Source organism: Taurinivorans muris (assembly GCF_025232395.1).
Taxonomy (GTDB): domain Bacteria; phylum Desulfobacterota; class Desulfovibrionia; order Desulfovibrionales; family Desulfovibrionaceae; genus Taurinivorans; species Taurinivorans muris.
Window position 1 is genome coordinate 2,116,357 of record NZ_CP065938.1, and the last position, 15,355, is coordinate 2,131,711.

Annotated in this window: 17 protein-coding genes and 4 tRNA genes; 17 read left to right on the forward strand and 4 right to left on the reverse strand. The window is 43.8% G+C overall.

Annotated features, from left to right (window positions below):
* Nucleotides 1-6 precede the first annotated feature (6 nt).
* Entirely contained in the window at nucleotides 7-1,464 is a 1,458-nt protein-coding gene (guaB, locus tag JBF11_RS09805) for an IMP dehydrogenase (RefSeq protein ID WP_334315297.1), read from the reverse strand.
* Between the two features lie 257 nt (nucleotides 1,465-1,721).
* Between guaB and lysS the strand changes: the two genes are divergently transcribed.
* From lysS to rplL, 16 genes are all read left to right on the forward strand, one after another.
* The gene (gene lysS, locus JBF11_RS09810) at nucleotides 1,722-3,299 is read left to right on the forward strand and encodes a lysine--tRNA ligase (RefSeq protein WP_334315298.1); all 1,578 of its coding nucleotides are present in this window, start codon (nucleotides 1,722-1,724) and stop codon (nucleotides 3,297-3,299) included.
* A 6-nt stretch (nucleotides 3,300-3,305) separates the two neighbouring features.
* Nucleotides 3,306-4,556, forward strand: a complete 1,251-nt coding sequence (locus tag JBF11_RS09815) for a lipoprotein-releasing ABC transporter permease subunit (RefSeq protein WP_334315299.1) — start codon at nucleotides 3,306-3,308, stop codon at nucleotides 4,554-4,556.
* An 11-nt stretch (nucleotides 4,557-4,567) separates the two neighbouring features.
* On the forward strand, nucleotides 4,568-5,248 hold the full coding sequence (locus tag JBF11_RS09820; RefSeq protein ID WP_334315300.1) for an ABC transporter ATP-binding protein: 681 nt from the start codon (nucleotides 4,568-4,570) through the stop codon (nucleotides 5,246-5,248).
* Complete coding sequence (gene bamA / locus JBF11_RS09825; protein WP_334315301.1) at nucleotides 5,229-7,850, forward strand: outer membrane protein assembly factor BamA; 2,622 nt, start codon at nucleotides 5,229-5,231, stop codon at nucleotides 7,848-7,850. The genes JBF11_RS09820 and bamA overlap by 20 nt, the downstream gene beginning before the upstream one ends.
* A 167-nt stretch (nucleotides 7,851-8,017) precedes the next feature.
* Nucleotides 8,018-8,093 (forward strand) — tRNA-Thr (locus tag JBF11_RS09830).
* A 69-nt stretch (nucleotides 8,094-8,162) separates the two neighbouring features.
* Nucleotides 8,163-8,248, forward strand: a tRNA-Tyr gene (locus JBF11_RS09835).
* 60 nt (nucleotides 8,249-8,308) lie between these two features.
* Nucleotides 8,309-8,384 (forward strand) — tRNA-Gly (locus JBF11_RS09840).
* Nucleotides 8,385-8,548: 164 nt separating this feature from the next.
* Nucleotides 8,549-9,742, forward strand: coding sequence for an elongation factor Tu (gene tuf, locus JBF11_RS09845; RefSeq protein ID WP_286438244.1), 1,194 nt, complete (start codon nucleotides 8,549-8,551; stop codon nucleotides 9,740-9,742).
* A gap of 3 nt (nucleotides 9,743-9,745) precedes the next feature.
* On the forward strand, nucleotides 9,746-9,895 hold the full coding sequence (rpmG, locus tag JBF11_RS09850; protein ID WP_286438243.1) for a 50S ribosomal protein L33: 150 nt from the start codon (nucleotides 9,746-9,748) through the stop codon (nucleotides 9,893-9,895).
* Nucleotides 9,896-9,907: 12 nt separating this feature from the next.
* Nucleotides 9,908-9,983: transfer RNA gene (locus JBF11_RS09855), tRNA-Trp, on the forward strand.
* A gap of 24 nt (nucleotides 9,984-10,007) precedes the next feature.
* Nucleotides 10,008-10,292, forward strand: coding sequence for a preprotein translocase subunit SecE (gene secE / locus JBF11_RS09860; RefSeq protein WP_286438242.1), 285 nt, complete (start codon nucleotides 10,008-10,010; stop codon nucleotides 10,290-10,292).
* A 156-nt stretch (nucleotides 10,293-10,448) separates the two neighbouring features.
* Nucleotides 10,449-10,964: a transcription termination/antitermination protein NusG gene (gene nusG / locus JBF11_RS09865; protein WP_334316338.1), complete on the forward strand. Its 516-nt coding sequence runs from the start codon at nucleotides 10,449-10,451 to the stop codon at nucleotides 10,962-10,964.
* Nucleotides 10,965-11,010: 46 nt separating this feature from the next.
* Complete coding sequence (rplK, locus tag JBF11_RS09870) at nucleotides 11,011-11,436, forward strand: 50S ribosomal protein L11 (RefSeq protein WP_286438239.1); 426 nt, start codon at nucleotides 11,011-11,013, stop codon at nucleotides 11,434-11,436.
* 119 nt (nucleotides 11,437-11,555) lie between these two features.
* Complete coding sequence (rplA, locus tag JBF11_RS09875) at nucleotides 11,556-12,263, forward strand: 50S ribosomal protein L1 (RefSeq protein ID WP_286438238.1); 708 nt, start codon at nucleotides 11,556-11,558, stop codon at nucleotides 12,261-12,263.
* Between the two features lie 169 nt (nucleotides 12,264-12,432).
* Complete coding sequence (gene rplJ / locus JBF11_RS09880; protein ID WP_286438236.1) at nucleotides 12,433-12,951, forward strand: 50S ribosomal protein L10; 519 nt, start codon at nucleotides 12,433-12,435, stop codon at nucleotides 12,949-12,951.
* A 51-nt stretch (nucleotides 12,952-13,002) separates the two neighbouring features.
* On the forward strand, nucleotides 13,003-13,389 hold the full coding sequence (rplL, locus tag JBF11_RS09885) for a 50S ribosomal protein L7/L12 (RefSeq protein ID WP_286438234.1): 387 nt from the start codon (nucleotides 13,003-13,005) through the stop codon (nucleotides 13,387-13,389).
* Between the two features lie 83 nt (nucleotides 13,390-13,472).
* On the opposite strand, the gene JBF11_RS09890 is transcribed toward rplL, so the two are convergent.
* Nucleotides 13,473-14,129 (reverse strand): IS1595 family transposase, encoded by a 657-nt coding sequence (locus JBF11_RS09890; RefSeq protein WP_334316339.1) that lies wholly within the window; start codon nucleotides 14,127-14,129, stop codon nucleotides 13,473-13,475.
* Between the two features lie 50 nt (nucleotides 14,130-14,179).
* On the opposite strand from JBF11_RS09890, the gene JBF11_RS09895 reads away from it, so the two are divergent.
* Nucleotides 14,180-14,617, forward strand: a complete 438-nt coding sequence (locus JBF11_RS09895; RefSeq protein ID WP_334315302.1) for a FliM/FliN family flagellar motor switch protein — start codon at nucleotides 14,180-14,182, stop codon at nucleotides 14,615-14,617.
* Between the two features lie 16 nt (nucleotides 14,618-14,633).
* Here the strand turns inward: JBF11_RS09895 and JBF11_RS09900 are convergent, their stop codons facing one another.
* Together JBF11_RS09900 and JBF11_RS09905 are read right to left on the reverse strand one after the other, a co-directional pair.
* Nucleotides 14,634-14,810, reverse strand: a complete 177-nt coding sequence (locus JBF11_RS09900; protein ID WP_334315303.1) for a hypothetical protein — start codon at nucleotides 14,808-14,810, stop codon at nucleotides 14,634-14,636.
* 19 nt (nucleotides 14,811-14,829) lie between these two features.
* Nucleotides 14,830-15,345: a hypothetical protein gene (locus JBF11_RS09905; protein WP_334315304.1), complete on the reverse strand. Its 516-nt coding sequence runs from the start codon at nucleotides 15,343-15,345 to the stop codon at nucleotides 14,830-14,832.
* Nucleotides 15,346-15,355 lie beyond the last annotated feature (10 nt).

Consider the following 15,355-nt stretch of genomic DNA (forward strand, 5'->3'; position numbering starts at 1 on the left):
TTATTTTTATTGTTCAATTCTGTAATTGGGGGCTTCCTTTGTGATGATGACATCATGAACATGGCTTTCCCTGAGGCCGGCGGAAGAAATTTCCACATATTGGGCGGTTTCAAAAAGCGTAGGAATATCTTTCGCTCCAAGATAGCCCATACCGGAGCGAAGTCCGCCCATGAGCTGATAAATGGTTTCGGCAACAGGACCGCGGGAAGGAACGCGTCCCACAATGCCTTCCGGTACGAATTTCTTTGATTTTTCTTGGAAATAACGGTCGCAGCTGCCGTCTTTCATGGCGTCGATAGAGCCCATTCCGCGGTATGTCTTATAGGTTCTGCCTTGGTATAAGATGATTTCTCCCGGAGTTTCGTCAGTCCCTGCGAAGAGCGAGCCCGCCATGATGGAATTTGCACCGACGGCAAGAGCTTTGACCACGTCGCCGGAATATTTGATGCCGCCGTCGGCAATGAGGCATTTGCCGTATTCCCGTGTTGCGCGGCTTGTTTCCATGATAGCGGTGACTTGAGGCACGCCGACCCCCGCAACGACACGAGTCGTGCAGATAGAACCGGGACCGATTCCGCATTTCACCGTGTCAACCCCCGCTTCTATAAGGGCTTTGGCTCCTTCATAGGTTGCCACGTTGCCGGCGATGAGCTGCGCTTTCGGGAAAGCGGAACGGATATTTCTGACCGCACGCAAAATATTTTCGGAATGTCCATGGGCTGAGTCCAAAACCAAAACGTCAGCGCCGGCTGCCAAAAGCTCGGACGCTCTTTCTTCGCTTTCTTTACCGACGCCTATGGCTGCCCCGACACGCAAACGCCCTTTGTCGTCCTTGCATGAATCCGGATATTTTTGGACTTTATCAATGTCTTTCATGGTGATAAGTCCGCGGAGCTTGCGGTTTGCGTCCACAACGAGCAGTTTTTCAATCCTATGGGTGTGCAGGTGTTTTTTGGCTTCCTCAAGGGTTGTGCCCATGGGAACGGTGACAAGATTGTCCCTTGTCATAACTTCGCAAACAAGGACTTTTTCAGGTTCTGTCACAAAACGCACATCACGGTTGGTCAGAATGCCGACAAGGGTATCGTTTTTTTCGACAGGCAAACCGCTTACGCGGTAATCGTGCATGAGCTGTAAAGCTTTTTGCACCGTGTCATCGGGACCGACGGTGACGGGGTCCAAAATCATGCCGCTTTCGGATTTTTTTACTTTTTCAACTTCCAGCCTTTGGTCCGCAATGCTCATGTTCTTATGAATGATTCCTATGCCGCCGTTGCGTGCCATGGAAATAGCCATGGCGGATTCCGTAACCGTATCCATTGCGGCGGAAAGAAGGGGAATGGGGAGTTTTATTTCCGGAGTAAGCCATGCTTCAAGGCTCACCATGTCCGGAGTGATGTCCGAATATGCAGGTACAAGTAAGATATCTTCAAATGTAAGGGATTTGCCTAAGCATTTTGCCATGATGTATCTCCTTTTTAACAAAGGCTGTTGATTAAACAAAAACGCTTATCCATTGAATATGCTGAATAAAGCGTTTAAAGGTTTTATACGGTAAAATCATTTAAGAAAAGTAACTTGTTCCTTATGGCTTTGTCAATAAAATAAATATAAAAATTCTAAGGAAATTTGTTTTTTTTTCGTTCTTTGTCTTGACTATGGGAACATATTTCAATAGTATTGAAACCCATAATCTTCTGATATTTTTTTGTGGAGTTTTAATGAGTACCCCCAATCATCAAAAAGCGATAAAAATTGCAAGTCAGTCTGAACATGTTTCTTATTTTATGCCCATGCTTGAGAGTTTTCAAGAGCACGGGGAATTGAACGAAGTTATAAAAAACTGTGTGGCAAAATCTTGCGATATATGGGATTCCGGCGTACCGCTGTTTCCGAACGGTTTTAAAAAGGAAGACAGCTGCGGTGTCGTTCGTGCTGAATTTGAGGGGTACAGCGCAGAAGAGCTGGAAGCTATCGACACCGTCTTTGTTTTGGCAGGAAGGATTATTTCCTCCCGTTCTTTCGGGAAAGTCATTTTCTTCCATTTGCAGGACAGGACAGGACGTTTGCAGTGTTATGCGGATAAGTCCCGTATTGACGAAAACGAATTTAAAGTTTTTAAAAAACTTGATGTTGGTGATATCGTCGGTGTGAACGGTACGTTGTTCCGTACGAAAACGGGGGAATTGACCCTTTCCTGCTCCTCCGTCAAACTGCTGACGAAATCTTTCCGTCCTTTGCCGGACAAGCATGCGGGACTCACCAATGTTGAAATGCGTTTTCGCCAGCGGTATGTCGATTTAATCGTAAATCCCAAAGCCCGTGACGTTTTCCGCAAGCGTTCCCGCATTATCCGTGAATTTCGGAATTTTATGGAGAACAGGGATTTTGTGGAAGTGGAAACGCCCATGATGCACCCTCTCGCAGGGGGGGCGAACGCCCGTCCTTTTGTGACGCATCACAACGCTCTCGATATGGAATTGTATCTGCGCATTGCGCCTGAACTGTATTTGAAACGCCTTATCGTGGGCGGTTTGGAAAAAGTGTTTGAAATCAACCGTTCATTTAGGAATGAAGGTACGGATACCAAGCATAATCCGGAATTTACCATGTGTGAGTTTTACTGGGCTTATGCGACTTTTTGGGATTTGATGGACTTGACGGAAGATTTGTTTTCTTCCATCGCGTATGCTGTTTGCGGTTCGACAATCGTCACATATCAGGAAGATGAAATCGACCTGACAAAAGGCAAGTGGGAACGTATCACGTTCCATGATTCCTTGGAAAAATACGGCAATCATAAACCGGAATTTTATACGGATACGGAAGCTGTGAAAAACTATCTCCTTTCCCGCGGCGAAAAGAATTTGGATAACCTGGGAATCGGCAAACTGCAGTCAATGCTCTTTGATTTGGATGTCGAGCCGAAACTCATTCAGCCTACGTTCGTTTATTATTATCCTGCCGAAATTTCTCCTCTTGCGCGCCGCAATGACGAAAATCCGGAATTGACGGACAGGTTTGAACTTTTTATTGCGGGCGGCGAACTTGCCAATGCCTTTTCAGAATTGAACGATCCGGTGGATCAGCGTATCCGTTTTCAAAAGCAAATGGAAGCGAAAAATCTCGGTGACGAAGAAGCATGCCCTCTTGACGAAGATTATTTGCGCGCTTTGGAATATGGCATGCCTCCAACGGCGGGACAAGGCATAGGCATTGACCGTTTGGTCATGCTTTTGACTGATTCGCCTTCTATCCGCGAGGTTATTTTCTTCCCTCATTTAAGACATGAAGTATAGCGCCTCATGAGTTTTGAGCTTTTTATCGCGTTACGCTATCTTTTTTCCAAAAGGCAGCAAGCGTTTATTTCCGTAATTTCCGTCATGTCGGTTCTCGGCGTGGCTATCGGCGTTGGCGCGTTGGTGGTTGTCATGGGGGTTTACAACGGTTTTACCGAAGATATACGCAATAAAATTTTAGGCGCAAATTCACATCTTTTTATTCAGAGCCTTATTCCTGAAATGTTGGATGTCAATGAAGACGGGAGTGGCGGGTATAGCGGTATTGTGAAGAATTTGAAACAAAATCCGCAAATCAAAGCCGCCGCACCCTTTTTGTATACGGAAGTTTTGTTTTCAAGTCCTCAGGGAGCGACAGGACTTATCATCCGCGGAATCGAACCCGGTAACGCCGATGAAGCCCTTACGGTCCTGCGGCATTTGAAAGAGGGCTCATTGGACGGTCTTATCCGGTCCAAGGGGGTGCAGGGCATTGTTGTCGGCGAAGAATTGGCTTCGCGTTTCGGACTTCGCATAGGCAGCCGCATCAATCTGATGTCACCGAGCGGAGAACGCACGACAGCCGGTTTTGTGCCTAAAATCGTTTCATACCGTGTTGCAGGAATTTTTAAAAGCGGTTTGAATGATTATGATAACCGCTTGGCGTTCATTTCTTTGCAGTCCGCCCGGGAGCTTATCGGCGTGCCGCCGGGACGGGTGAGCGGAATTGAGGTTTTTTTGAATGATCCCATGCAGGCGAAAGAAATCGCCCAAGCTTTGCAAGAGGTGCTTCCGGATTATTTGTATGTGCGGAATTGGATAGATATCAATGCGGGGCTTTTTGCCGCTTTGCAGCTGGAACGTATCGGAATGTTCATTGTTTTAGCTTTGATTGTTTTAGTCGGTTCGTTTTCCATCATAACGTCCCTTGTCATGCTTGTCATGGAAAAAACAAAAGATATCGCAATATTGATGTCCATGGGGGCAAGCAGTTATTCCATCGGAAAAATTTTCATGCTGCAAGGCACGCTTATCGGTTTCATCGGTACGCTGATCGGGTATGCAGGCGGTTTGCTTTTGGCGTTTTTACTGCAAAAATATCAATTCATCGAATTGCCTGCCGGGGTCTATGCTTCCGATCATCTGCCTGTTCTGATTACTTTTTCCGATACCGCGCTTATAGGGCTTGCATCCATGCTCATGTGTTTTTTGGCGACTGTTTATCCTGCAAGGCAGGCTGCCAAACTTGTTCCTGCCGATGCGCTGCGTTATGAATAGAGATTTCAGCCATGTTATATTCTTTAAAGAACGTTTCTAAAATTATCAGTACCCCTCAAGAGGAAATCCGCATTTTAAACTCCGTTAATTTTTTTATTGAAAAAGGGGAAATGCTTGCCGTGCTCGGTGCCTCCGGAAGCGGAAAATCCACTTTCTTGAATATCTTGGCAGGATTGGACAGTCCAAGCTCCGGAGAAGTTTTTTTTGAGGATAAAAATATTCACGCACTGCAGGAAAAAGAAAAAAATTTTCTCAGAAATAAGGAAATGGGTTTTGTTTTTCAATTCCATCATCTGTTGCCGGAATTTACCACGGCGGAAAATGTGGCTATGCAGGCGATCATTTCCGGAATGAAAAAAAGCGAAGCATTGCAAAAAGCCTATGAACTGCTTGAAATGGTTGAGCTTTCCCATAGGGCTAAGCATCTTGTGACCACTCTTTCAGGGGGTGAAAAACAAAGGGCTGCCATTGCAAGGGCTGTGCTTTTGTCTCCGAAAGTGCTTCTTGCCGATGAGCCGACAGGGAATTTGGATTTTAAAACCGGTGAACAAATAATGCAGGTATTGACAAATTTGAATAAAGAAAAGAGAATGACTCTCGTCATGGTGACGCATAATAGGGAAATAGCCAATCAAATGCAACGTGTCGTTGAATTAAAGTCCGGAGCTTTTCATGAACAAAAAATGTATTAATATTCTTTTTGTATTGATGATGTGTTTTTCTTTGGCAGGCAATGCTTTTGCCGCATCAAAAGTGCTTTTGCTTCCCTTTGCGGTTAATGCCCAAGGGAAAAATACCGTGCAGGCGTCCCTTGACGAACTTTTTACCAATAGTCTGCGCAAAAGCGGTTTGCAAGTCGTAAAAAGAAATATACAGGTCGGTGATGTCGCTTCAGCCCGTGCCGCAGCAAGAAACACAGGTGCGGATTATGCCCTTTACGGCACATATAACCAAGTTGGTGAAAGTTTTGATTTGGATATGCGTTTTGTGACCGCGAAAAACGGTGTGTCCCGTTCCATTTCGAAGCAGGGTGCGCATTTGCTCATGCTTTCTTCCGTGGTTGATGATTCGGTGAAGACTGTTAACATGTCCATGAGAAGCAAAGGCGGAATACAGGATATTGTCGTGCGCGGAACATTGCTTATCGACCCCGAACGTATTAAAAATGTTTTGGTTTCCCGCATAGGCGATACGGCTGACGCGGAAAAACTCGATGAGGATATCCGCGCTGTTTGGGCAATGGGATATTTTAATGATGTGACGGCATATGTTGACAATAACGATGTTTTAATTGTCGATGTCGTTGAAAAACCGCGTATCAACGCTATCCGCGTGCTCGGCGACGATGCCGTCAGTGAAGAAGATGCCCTCGGGGCGATACAAACACAGCCCGGAAAAGTGTTAAATGAAAAGGCCATAATCAATGACCTTGAAATCATTAAGGAATTGTATCGCAAACAAGGATACTACCTTGTTGAAGCAAAGTACAATATCCAGCCGACGGAAAACAAGAAAGGTGCGAACCTCATCATCAATGTTGAGGCGGGAAACAAGCTTTATGTGAAAGAAGTCAATATGATCGGCGTTGACGAAGATATGCAGGACGAACTGCGTAAAGTGACCAAAATCCGCAAGCACCATATGTTTTCATGGTTTACGAAGTACGGTATTTTAAAAGAAGAAGATATTGAGGGCGACACGCAGCAGGTTCAAGGTTATTTGGTGCAAAGCGGATATCTTGACGCGATTGCGGCACGTCCGGAAATTTTTTATGAAGAAGACGGTATTATTGTTAATTTCAATATCTCCCCTGGTATCCGTTATAAAATCGGGCAAATCGGTTTCAGGGGGGATTTGCTTGAAAGCACCGATGAGCTGTATGAAAAAATCAAGCTTGACAATATACAAAAAGATGAAGAATATTTCAATCTTACAGCAATGCAGGACGATATTCAGACCCTGAAGGATTTGTATACGCATTACGGGTACGCTTTTGCCAATGTTGACGTGGATACTCCGCTTGACAAGGCGAACGGTCTTATTGACGTTTATTTTATTTTGCAGCCGAATGAAAAAGTTTACATCAGGAATGTGATCATTGAAGGCAACCATTCAACCAGGGACAATGTCATTTTGCGCGAATTGCGTCTGGCTGACGGGCAGGCTTATGACGGCAGCAAAGTTCAGCGTTCCATCGACAGACTGAACATGACGAGCTATTTTAAAGAAGTCAATGTCGATTTGCTGCCGACAGGCGTTTCCGGTGAAGTGGACATGAAGCTTTCCGTCGTTGAAAACGATACGGGAAGGGTCGGGCTCGGTATCGGCTATTCCACCTATGACAACATCGGGGTAAGCGCAAACATTCAAAAAGACAATCTGTTCGGCAAAGGATATTCCGTCGGTTTGCAGGGGTATGTGTCCAGCAAGAAATCCTCCATGCGCGGTTATTTCGTGAACCCCCGCGTCAATGATACGAATTTGGGTTTTACCGCAAACATATACAGCGAAGATTACGAATGGTCCAGCTATGACAGGAAAGCCACCGGAACGGAGCTGGGAGTTTTTTATCCCATAGGCGAGTATACCCGCATTGTCCTGAATTATAAATTGGAATATTATGAAATGTATAATATTCAGCCTTATGCAAGCTCTGCGATCAAGTCTTATGAGGGAAATAACTGGGCGAGCGTTGCAAGTACCGGTATTGTTCGGGATACGACAAACAGTTCCCGTTTTCCGACAAGAGGCACGAAGGAAAGTATTTTTGTCGAATATGGCGGCGGGGTTATTGGCGGCACCGATGATTTTATCAAAGTTCGCGGTTCGTACGGCGCATATTTGGGACTTGGAAAAAACCATGTTCTGCATGGCAGGATTTCAGGCGTTGCGGTTTATAAAAACGGTGACGATCCGATTCCGGCTTTTGAACGGGTTTATATCGGCGGTATGAGTACACTTCGCGGCTATGATTACGAAGACGCTTCGACTCTCGACCCCAGAACGCAGGAAGTCATCGGGGCAACGAAAGCCGTTTACGGCTCTGTTGAATATATTTGGCGTATCAGTGAAGAATACAGCATCGCCGCCGTGCCTTTCTTTGACTTTGCGACATTGTCTGATGAAACGTATGAAACGCTTTTTGATAAGAATTTTTATTCAGCAGGCTTGGAAGTGCGGTGGAACTCTCCGCTCGGAGATTTGCGGTTCGCTTACGGTTTCCCGCTTACCGATGCCTATAATGGCGAAAGTTTGAACGGACGTTTCGAATTTACCATGGGCAGGGCATTTTAATATAATTAAACAGGCACGTTAGAAAAAAATAAAAAAAAGTGAAAATTTTGCTTTACAAGCGGATTAAGTTTATATATAAGTACAGCTCTTGCTGAGAGGAACGAAAGTTTGCAGGATTGAAAAAAAAGCTTGCAATAGTTTCTCAAAAAGTATATAAGACACTTCGTGCTGGTGTAGCTCAATTGGTAGAGCACCTGACTTGTAATCAGGTGGTTGCGGGTTCAAGTCCCATCGCCAGCTCCATATATTTCTCGCAATGAGAAAGCTAAAGGCCTGCCAAGAAATTGGCAAACTCATATGAGTTCATAGCGTGGTGGGGTTCCCGAGTGGCCAAAGGGAACAGACTGTAAATCTGTCGTCGTCCGACTTCGTTGGTTCAAATCCAACCCCCACCACCAGCTTTTTTGCTGGTTTAGCTGTAGGAGACAGTACGCGCTGTCGGGGAACTACTGCACTGGGCGGGAATAGCTCAACGGCTAGAGCATCAGCCTTCCAAGCTGAGGGTTGCGAGTTCGAATCTCGTTTCCCGCTCCAATCCTGTCAATTTAATCTTTTTTCCCCTACAATGTGACCTGTTTATATGCTATTGACTAAGGTGTTTATTCAAGTTTCTGCTTGTATAAATTATTATGATTAACAGCATCTTTGCTGCTAGCATAGACAATATAGTAATAAGTAACCAATTTAGGAGACTTCTCATGGGTAAGGAAAAATTTACACGTACCAAACCTCACGTTAACATTGGTACTATCGGTCACATTGACCACGGTAAAACTACTTTAACAGCTGCTATCACCAAAGTTGCTGGTCTTAAAGGTAATGGTCAATTCATTGACTACAACAGTATCGACAAAGCTCCGGAAGAAAAAGAACGCGGTATCACCATCGCTACTTCTCACGTTGAATACGAAACTGAAAAACGTCACTATGCTCACGTTGACTGCCCGGGTCACGCCGACTACATCAAAAACATGATCACAGGCGCCGCTCAAATGGACGCTGCAATCATCGTTGTTGCCGCAACCGACGGTCCTATGCCTCAAACAAAAGAACACATCCTTCTTGCCCGCCAAGTCGGTGTTCCTTATCTTATCGTATTCATGAACAAATGCGACCAAGTTGACGACGAAGAACTTCTCGAACTCGTTGAAATGGAAATGCGCGAACTTCTTACAGCAAACGGTTTCCCGGGAGACGATATTCCTGTAATCAGAGGTTCCGCTCTTAACGCTCTCAATACCGACAGCGCTGACAGCGCAGAAGCTAAATGCATTCTCGATCTTCTTCAGGCTTGCGATGATTATATTCCTGATCCGCAACGTGAAGTTGATAAACCATTCCTCATGCCTATTGAAGACGTTTTCTCAATTTCAGGTCGTGGTACAGTTGTTACCGGCCGTGTTGAAAAAGGCGTTATCAAAGTTGGCGATGCAGTTGAAATCGTTGGTATTAAACCTACCATGACTTCCACCTGTACCGGTGTTGAAATGTTCCGTAAGCTTCTTGACCAAGGTGAAGCAGGCGATAACGTCGGTGTTCTCCTTCGTGGCGTAAAACGTGAAGAAGTTGAACGCGGTCAGGTTCTCGCTGCTCCAAAATCTATTACTCCTCACAAGAAGTTCAAAGCAGAAGTTTACGTTTTGAGCAAAGAAGAAGGCGGACGTCATACTCCATTCTTCACCGGCTATCGTCCACAATTCTATTTCCGTACCACTGACATCACCGGCTCTATCGCTCTTGCAGAAGGCGTGGAAATGGTTATGCCTGGTGATAACTCTACCTTCACCGTTGAACTTATCCACCCAATCGCTATGGAACAAGGCTTGCGTTTTGCTATCCGTGAAGGTGGACGTACTGTTGGTTCCGGTGTTGTTACTGAAATTTTGGAGTAACAAATGCGCGTTAATATTTTACTTGCTTGCACTGAGTGCAAGCGACGTAACTACGCGACGGTAAAAAACAAGAAGAATACTACTGGTCGTCTTGAAGTGAAAAAGTATTGTCCTTGGGATAAGAAACATACGCTTCACAGAGAAACCAAGTAGTTTTCATAGAGCAGGTCAGTAGCTCTAACGGTAGAGCGTCGGTCTCCAAAACCGAATGCTGGGGGTTCGAATCCCTCCTGACCTGCCATTTTCTTTCATAATTGGGATATTTATGAGCAAAGATAACGCAGAAGTAAAAAATGCTTCACAACCTGCCAATAAAGCAGCGGAAGCACAAAAATCAAAGCAAAGCAAAAGCAGTTTGTCAGAACGCTTTTCTGCTTTTAAAAGCTACTTCTTACTTTCTCGTACTGAGCTTCGTAAAGTAAGTTGGCCAACCATGAAAGAAACTCGTACAACCGGTTTGGTTGTATTAGGATTTGTTACCGTCATGGCGCTCCTTTTAGGTTTAGTGGATTTTCTCCTTTCTGGTGCTATTCGCATGATTTTGTCATAGCGGATAGTTATTTTTCCTAATTGGAGTTTTATCATGGATAAAGAAAATATCAATATTGACTCTCAAGAAGTGAGCCAAGAAAATATCGTTGAAGTTGCAAGCGGTTCTTCCGACCCTGCTTTCAGCTCTCATGAAAACGAATATCATAACTGGTATATGTTGCATACCTATTCCGGTTTTGAGATGAGAGTGGAAAAGCAAATCAACGAGCTGAAACGAACAGCTCAAGACGAAGGGCTTATCCATCAGGTTCTTTTGCCGACTGAAAAAGTTGTTGAAATCGGCAAGGACGGACAAAGAAGAACCGTAACCCGCAAACTTTTTCCGGGTTATATCATGGTCCAAATGACCATGACCGATTTTTCATGGCATCTTGTTCAAAGCATACCGAAAGTAACCGGATTTGTCGGCGGCAAAAACCGTCCCGCTCCCATGGCGAGCGACGATGTCCGCCGTATTCTTTCCTTGGTGAAGGAAGGACAGGATAATCCGGGACCAAAAGTGAAATTTGAAGCGGGCGATGACGTTCGCGTGCTTGACGGACCTTTTGGCGGATTTAATGGTACTGTGGAAGATGTGAACCATGATAAAGGCAAACTTAGAGTTTCAGTATCTATTTTTGGGCGTCAAACTCCTGTCGAACTTGATTTTTCTCAAGTCACGAAGGGATAACGCCTTATATTAAGTCTAATATTCGGGCTATATAAAGGAAATCATCATGGCCAAGAAAGAAGTAGGCAAAATCAAATTGCAAATCCCAGCCGGAGCTGCTAACCCATCTCCTCCTGTTGGTCCTGCTTTAGGTCAACACGGTGTTAATATCATGGGCTTTTGTAAAGAGTTCAATGCTCGCACACAAGATCAAAAAGGAATGATTATTCCTGTAATTATCACTGTTTATGCTGATCGCTCTTTTACTTTTATCACCAAAACCCCGCCTGCTCCGGTATTGCTTTTAAAAGCTGCCAAAACAGAAAAAGGTTCCGGTGAGCCAAACCGTAAAAAAGTCGGTTCAGTAACTAAAGCTCAGGTTGAAGAAATTGCAAAAGTTAAAATGCCTGACCTCAACTGCAAAGACCTTGAAGGTGCTATTAAAAACATTGAAGGCACAGCACGTTCAATGGGACTTGAAATAAAAGGTTAATTAGGGCAGTTTTCCAATCGATTGTACGTGAAATTCGCGTGTTTTATCGTTGGACTCGGCAGTACTACCTGTAAGGGGTAGGAGATTCAAAACGAATAGAGCAAAGAAGGGAAATACCAATGCCCAAACATGGAAAAAAATATCGTAAATCAGTAGAAGGAGTTGATTTGGCTTCTCTTTTTACTGTGGAAGAAGCAGTGCAAAAATCACTGGCTGCTTCCTATGCAAAATTTGATGAAACAGTTGACGTGGCTCTCAACTTAGGTGTTGACCCAAAATATTCCGACCAAATGGTTCGCGGTGCTGTTTCTCTTCCTCACGGTTTAGGTAAAACCGTACGTGTTGCCGTTTTCTGCAAAGGTGACAAACAAGCCGAAGCAAAGGCAGCAGGAGCTGATATCGTAGGTGCGGAAGATTTGGTTGACAGCATCAAAGCTGGCAACCTTGATTTTGACGCAGCCGTTGCAACTCCCGACGTAATGGCTTTGGTTGGTCAGGTGGGCCGTCAGCTCGGACCTCGCGGACTTATGCCAAACGCAAAAACCGGCACGGTTACTTTTGATGTTGCAAAAGCAGTTGAAGAATTGAAAGCGGGTAAGGTTGATTTTAAAGTTGACAAAGCCGGTGTTCTTCATGCTCCGCTCGGTAAAGTTTCTTTCGGTGCGGAAAAAATCCAAGATAACTTGAAAGCTCTTTTGGATGCAGTGCAGCGCTTGAAACCAAGTGCCGCAAAAGGTACCTACATGACAAAAATGGCTGTTTCAACCACTATGGGACCCGGTTTCAAGGTTGATCCAACCCTTATCAGAAAGTTCATGGAAAACTGATTTTGAAGATATAGCCTTTATGGCTATATTCTTCTTTATATGGTTTAATATGATATATGGCTAAGGCTGAAATTTTCGAGTCGAAGACAGCAGGTTCCTAAATCCTGCCCAGACATTTTCTTTGGCTCGGCATTTCCAGATTTCAAACCCTAACGTGAAGGAGTTTCACGTGAATAAGTCAGAAAAAGCTGCGATTATAGAACAAGTCCGTGCAAAAGCTGCGGATGCTTCTATTGTTGTAGTTACTGATTTCAAGGGTATGAGTGTGGAAGAGCTGACCGCGTTAAGAGTAAAAATCCGTCAAGCCGGCGGTGAATATTATGTTGTAAAAAACACTCTTGCACGTATTGCTTTATCTGACACTACGCATGCAGTAATCTCTGAAAATTTCAAAGAAAACTGCGCCATTGCTCTTGGATTCAGTGACCCTGTGGCTGTTGCCAAAGCGGTTAGTGACTTTGCTAAAGACAGTAAGTTGTTTGCAATCCGTTGCGGTAGCTTAGAAGGAAAAGCATTATCTCAGGCTGATGTTGATGCTCTCGCTAAGATGCCAAGCAAGGAACAGCTTATTGCACAAGCTCTTGGCACTATGAACCAAGTACCAACCGGTTTGGTATCTCTCATGGCCAATATGGTCCGTCCGCTTCTTTATGCGCTTAAAGACCTTGAGTCCAAGAAAGCTGCATAATTTTATTAATTTTTTGCCAAAGATTATTACAAAATTTCAAGGAGAAATCCCATGTCTGTAACTAAAGAACAAGTTGTTGATTTTATTGCTAATATGACTGTACTTGAACTTTCTGAGTTCATCAAAGAATTGGAAGAAAAATTCGGCGTTTCCGCTGCTGCTCCTGCTGCTGCAATGGTAATGGCTCCTGCTGCCGGCGGTGCTGCTGCTCCTGCTGAAGAAGAAAAAACAGAATTCGACATCATCTTGAAAGATGCCGGCGCTAACAAAATCGGCGTTATCAAAGTTGTTCGTGCTCTTACCGGTCTCGGACTTAAAGAAGCAAAAGACAAAGTTGACGGAACTCCCGCAACTCTTAAAGAAGCAGTTTCCAAAGAAGAAGCTGAAGAAGCTAAGAAACAACTCACCGAAGCCGGTGCGACTGTTGAAATTAAGTAATTCCGATTTTACACAGTTTCAAAATATGAAGACCCCTTTTGGGGTCTTTTTTGTATTGGTATAAAATAAATGGCTCTAGACCATCACTTTTTATTTTTGAAGTAAAGTTGTTCCATAAAAACAGCAAAATTTTCATTTCTGAGGTTAAATCTACATTCACATTCTTTTAAATGCAATATAAATTTTTCATCCGTCAGACCATTGAATTTCGCCAACCGTCTTTTAGCAAAGCTCCAGAAGCTTTCTATGCCGTTCACATGCGATTTTTCCCGCACAAATTCGTTTTCATGGTGGAATACCCTGTAATAGGTATAACCATTCAAAATAAGACCGTCATAGGCTTTCCAGCCGTCTGTATGGATAGTTGAGCCTTCAAGGATTTTTCCTTGTATTATGGGCAATAACTCTTCCCTTGAACATCTTGGAACTATGCTGACAAAAACTTTTCCCTCACGCTTTAAGACCCCAAAAACAGGAGTCTTGCCGGCAGCTCCGCGTCCTCGCTTACCTCTCACTCTTTTGGCTCCGAAATAGCTTTCGTCAAGTTCAAATATTCCAAGCTCCTTTTGATGTTTTTGAATGCTGTCTTCAAGAATTAACTCACGAAATTCCGTAAAATAATTGTTAACAGTTTTACGATTTAACTTTAATAATTCACTTGTTGCAGTGGCAGTTAAATCCATTGAAAAACAGTTAATAATTTTTCTAATTTTATACTTACTTAATCTATTGAATTTCATTATTATTAACCATAATCTCAAAAAGATAATGGTCAAGAGCCAAAAATAATATGTTGAAAATTTTCATTCCGTTTTTCGATGAACAGATTGATGGTATAAAATTTGCTGACAACTATTTGCTTGCCGTTTTTGAAGGCGGTTCATTAAACGCGGTTCGTTTTGAAAAATGGGAACGAATGGTACCTGACGGGGAAAAGAATATGGAACAGGAAGAAAAGAAAATAAAAGCAGAGCAAGAAACGCAGGAAAAGGACGAAGCTTCGATTTCTTTGGATACGCTTCCCGTTACGGTTCGGTTTGAATTGGAGCAAAGAATGCTGACTGTGGCTGAAATACGGGCATTACGTTCAGGGTATACGTTCGCTTTGTCAAAAAATCTCGATGAGGCGGTGAATTTAGTCGCCAACGGCAAGAAAATAGCTTCCGGAAAAATTGTGGATATCAATGGCATGCTCGGTGTGCAGCTCATGTCAATAAATAAAGATTAGGTGGGTATGCAGGGATTTAATCCTTTTTTTCAAAGTCACGGTTTGTATAAAAGTTGTAAGCAAGGGTGTATAAGCCCTCTAAGGTTGTGTTTTCCATGCTGGTTGCTTCGGCAATGGTCAGCCCTTTTTCAATGCCGTTGATAATTTTTTGTATGTCGGTATCGGTAAAAAAATCTTGGGTGGCATTTGACATGGTTTTTCCTTTATTCTTCTTAGCGGGTAAGAATAGACTGCATGGTTTGGTTGGTTTCGGTAATGGCTTTGTTCGCCCCTTGCAGGAAAGAATTGTATTGTCCCATATAGTCCTGCAAATAAATCATATCGGTTTGCGTCGCCGTACCGAGGGTTTCTTGGAAATTCATCAGTGATTTGATATTGTATTCCCATTCGTCCTTGTCGTGGTGGGTATCATTGCCCGTTTCGTCCCAGCTCAGACCGTTTTGTTTGAAATAGTCTTGCATTTCCTTAGGCATTTCCGTGCATTTGTCTTCAGTTTTCGCTTGATTTTGCAGTTCTCTCGCTTGTGCGATCATATCCGCGCATTTTTTTTGTTCTTCTTGGTCCGCTTGGATTTTTGTGATATATGATTCCGCATTGGTGCGGCAAATTTGTGATTGTTCCAATTGCAGCTTTGCAAAAATAAACTGGATATTGCTTGAAGACCCCAGGGAGGAAAAGTCGGAAACCCCTTGTGTTCCTTGGCTGCCGCTTATGTTTGTTATTGACATGATTTTCTCC

Coding starts and splice junctions, on each gene's coding strand:
- JBF11_RS09820 (WP_334315300.1), top strand. CDS start 4,568: ATGTTATATTCTTTAAAGAACGTTTCTAAAATTATCAGTACCCCTCAA.
- secE (WP_286438242.1), top strand. CDS start 10,008: ATGAGCAAAGATAACGCAGAAGTAAAAAATGCTTCACAACCTGCCAAT.
- guaB (WP_334315297.1), bottom strand. CDS start 1,464: ATGGCAAAATGCTTAGGCAAATCCCTTACATTTGAAGATATCTTACTT.
- rplA (WP_286438238.1), top strand. CDS start 11,556: ATGCCCAAACATGGAAAAAAATATCGTAAATCAGTAGAAGGAGTTGAT.
- tuf (WP_286438244.1), top strand. CDS start 8,549: ATGGGTAAGGAAAAATTTACACGTACCAAACCTCACGTTAACATTGGT.
- rpmG (WP_286438243.1), top strand. CDS start 9,746: ATGCGCGTTAATATTTTACTTGCTTGCACTGAGTGCAAGCGACGTAAC.
- JBF11_RS09890 (WP_334316339.1), bottom strand. CDS start 14,129: ATGAAATTCAATAGATTAAGTAAGTATAAAATTAGAAAAATTATTAAC.
- lysS (WP_334315298.1), top strand. CDS start 1,722: ATGAGTACCCCCAATCATCAAAAAGCGATAAAAATTGCAAGTCAGTCT.
- JBF11_RS09905 (WP_334315304.1), bottom strand. CDS start 15,345: ATGTCAATAACAAACATAAGCGGCAGCCAAGGAACACAAGGGGTTTCC.
- JBF11_RS09815 (WP_334315299.1), top strand. CDS start 3,306: ATGAGTTTTGAGCTTTTTATCGCGTTACGCTATCTTTTTTCCAAAAGG.
- nusG (WP_334316338.1), top strand. CDS start 10,449: ATGTTGCATACCTATTCCGGTTTTGAGATGAGAGTGGAAAAGCAAATC.
- JBF11_RS09895 (WP_334315302.1), top strand. CDS start 14,180: ATGTTGAAAATTTTCATTCCGTTTTTCGATGAACAGATTGATGGTATA.
- JBF11_RS09900 (WP_334315303.1), bottom strand. CDS start 14,810: ATGTCAAATGCCACCCAAGATTTTTTTACCGATACCGACATACAAAAA.
- rplK (WP_286438239.1), top strand. CDS start 11,011: ATGGCCAAGAAAGAAGTAGGCAAAATCAAATTGCAAATCCCAGCCGGA.
- rplL (WP_286438234.1), top strand. CDS start 13,003: ATGTCTGTAACTAAAGAACAAGTTGTTGATTTTATTGCTAATATGACT.
- bamA (WP_334315301.1), top strand. CDS start 5,229: ATGAACAAAAAATGTATTAATATTCTTTTTGTATTGATGATGTGTTTT.